The organism is Mycobacterium gordonae (genome assembly GCF_001417955.2).
GTDB lineage: Bacteria > Actinomycetota > Actinomycetes > Mycobacteriales > Mycobacteriaceae > Mycobacterium > Mycobacterium gordonae_B.
Map to the genome: position 1 here is coordinate 1 of NZ_LKTM01000133.1, position 2,685 is coordinate 2,685.

Here is a 2,685-nt window from a genome sequence, read left to right on the forward strand (position 1 = left end):
CCCTGTTCCTCCTCGCCCTGCCCCTACTCCTGAGCCTGTTCACCTACGCCGTCCCCGGCGACGCCGGCCTCTCCCTGGCCGACGCGATAACCCAGCAGTCCAAACAACCCACCCAGTTGCTGGTGCTGCTCATCATCGGCGGCGCCTTGATGGGGTGCGCCGGTTCTATCCGCGAGATCGTCAAGGAACAGGCGATCTACCGCCGCGAACACGGCATCGGACTGTCCGGCGGCGCCTATCTCGCCTCCAAACTCGTTGTGCTGGGTGCGATTTCGGGCCTGCAAGGGTTGCTCTTCGGATTTCTCGGGGTCGCTTTTCTGCCGCCGCCCGACGACTCGCTGCTGCTGCGGTCCGGCAGCACCGAGATGCTCCGGCACGTCGGTTCGGCCGAGATCGCGGCCGCCGTCGTCGCCGTGACCGTGGTGTCGATGGTCCTGGGTCTGCTCATCTCCGCCCTCATCAGCAACGCCGACCGCGGCATGCCCCTGCTCGTCGTCGTCGTCATGGCCCAACTCGTCCTCTGCGGCGGCATGTTCGCCGTCAACGACCGCATCCCCCTGGAACAACTCGCCTGGCTCTCCCCCTCCCGCTGGGCCTACGCCATGGCCGGCTCCTCGCTCGGGGTGAACTACATCCGCCTCACCGACCCCGACCCGATGTGGACGCACGACCGCGCGCACTGGCTGACCGCACTCGGGATGTGCGCGGCGCTGGGAGCGGTGATGGTGATACTGCTCGCGGCGCGACTGCACGGCCTCAATCGGCACCGCAGGGCCCGAAAGTAACCCAGACCGTTTGCTTGTCAGTCCGAAAAGGAGGTATGGCCAAGCGAATAGCGCCAGGTTTACGCTATTCGCTGGCTTTGGTGCGTCCTCCAGATGTGTTTGCCCCGTGGCAACGTGCCGGTTGCCTCAACGAAGGAGATGTCTATGAAACTGAAGCTCTGGTCCGGGGCCGCGGCAGCGGTCATGGTGACCGCACTCGTGCTCACCGGCTGCGGAAGCCCGAAGAACAACACCTCCGGCAGCGGCTCCAACGCGCCCAACGTGGACGCCGCGAGCACCGTCAAGCAGGCCGCCGACGCGATGCGCAAGGTCACCGGGATGCATGTCAGCCTCACCGTGCAGGGAACGGTGCCCAATCTCGAGGTGACCAAGCTCGACGGCGACGTGTCCAACACCCCCCAGACCGTGGCCAACGGCACCGCGACGCTGACCGTCGGCAAGAGTCCCGTGGACTCGAAATTCGTCTTCGTCGACGGCCACCTCTACTCCGACGTGGCGGAGCCCGGCAAATTCACCGACTACGGCAACGGCGCGTCGATCTATGAGGTCTCCACGCTGCTCGACCCCGACAAGGGCCTGGCCCACCTGCTGGCCAATCTGCAGAACCCCAAGGTGGCCGGCAGCGAACAGGTCAACGGCATCGCCACCACCAAGATCACCGGCACGTCGTCGACCGACGACGTCGCCACCCTGGCCGGATCGCGCCTGAGCCCCCAGAACGCCCCGCCCACGCCGACCACCGTCTGGATCGCCTCGGACGGCTCCTACCACCTGGTCAAGATCGAGATCACTCCGGTTGAGAACGGGACGGTGTCGATGACCATGTCGGAGTGGGGCAAGCAGGTCACCGCCACCAAGCCGGTTTAGCACCTTCGTGGAACCCCATCTTCTTCAGTCGCCGAAAGGAATCATCATGGGATTGACCGCTTTTCGGGCGCGCTTTGCAAGGGGCGCGGCGGTCGCACTGGCCGGCGTCGCGGCGGTGACGGCGACGTTGGTCGCGCTGGCTCCCGCCGGGCACGCCGACGGCCAGTACGGTGCCATCGCCTACTCGGCGTCGGGGCAGCTGTTCGGCCGCACCAAGGACGCCCCGTCGCGCGCCGCCGCGGAAAGTGCCGCGATAGGTGCCTGCGGCAAGTCCGACTGCAAGGTTCTGGTGTCGTTCTCGGAATGCGGTGCGGTCGCCGAGAACAACGCCGGAGATCACGCCGGAGGGTACGGCTCGACGCTGCTGGCCGCCGAGCAGGACGCCATGCGGCGGCTGGGCACCGCAGGATGGATCGGCACCTGGCTCTGCAACTAAAGTCGATGCGCTCGCCCGCCCGTGCGCTCATCGGGGCGGCGTGGTTGGAGAGTTGGGATGAATGACGTGGCGGGGTTGCAGGTGCGTGGGGGTGGCCGTAGCTGGGTGGTGGCTCCGGGGCGGGTGTGGACGGTGGGGCGTTCAGGTGAGTCCGATATTCAGTTGGACAATCCGCGGATCTCGCGGGTGCATGCGGTGCTGGCGCCCACCGAGGCGGGGTGGGTGTTGTCCAATCGCAGCAGCAACGGCATGTACGTGCAGGGCGCCCGGGTGGAAGAGGTGGTCATCGGCGATGAGCCGGTGACGGTGATTCTCGGGTCGGCGTCATCGGGGGAGGTGGTGGAGTTCGAGCCCGGCGGCGCCGGGGGGCCGGAGCCAATATCGATCGGCGAGGCGACCACGACGGTGGCCCCGCTTCCCGACCCGGCTGAGCCGGCCACTACCGAGACCACCGAGATCCCAGTCCCCCCGCTGCCGACCGCATTCACCGCCGAGCTGGGACTGGGCGATCCCGCCACCTCGGGGCAGACGGCGTCGGGGGTGACGGCGTCGCTGCGGACGCCGACCGCGGTGCATGCGATCGATCAGGCGACGGTC

4 protein-coding genes are annotated in these 2,685 nt (G+C 67.4%); all 4 read left to right on the forward strand.

Going from position 1 to position 2,685, the window contains the following annotated elements:
- Positions 1-785, forward strand: a 785-nt coding sequence (locus AO501_RS12930) for an ABC transporter permease (protein ID WP_156452521.1), incomplete at its 5' end; no start/stop codon positions are given.
- A gap of 144 nt (positions 786-929) precedes the next feature.
- Positions 930-1,652: an LppX_LprAFG lipoprotein gene (locus AO501_RS12935; RefSeq protein WP_055578113.1), complete on the forward strand. Its 723-nt coding sequence runs from the start codon at positions 930-932 to the stop codon at positions 1,650-1,652.
- Positions 1,653-1,698: 46 nt separating this feature from the next.
- Positions 1,699-2,088 (forward strand): DUF4189 domain-containing protein, encoded by a 390-nt coding sequence (locus AO501_RS12940; protein WP_055578114.1) that lies wholly within the window; start codon positions 1,699-1,701, stop codon positions 2,086-2,088.
- A gap of 57 nt (positions 2,089-2,145) precedes the next feature.
- Positions 2,146-2,685: FHA domain-containing protein (locus AO501_RS12945; RefSeq protein ID WP_156452523.1), on the forward strand; the 540-nt coding region annotated here is incomplete at its 3' end.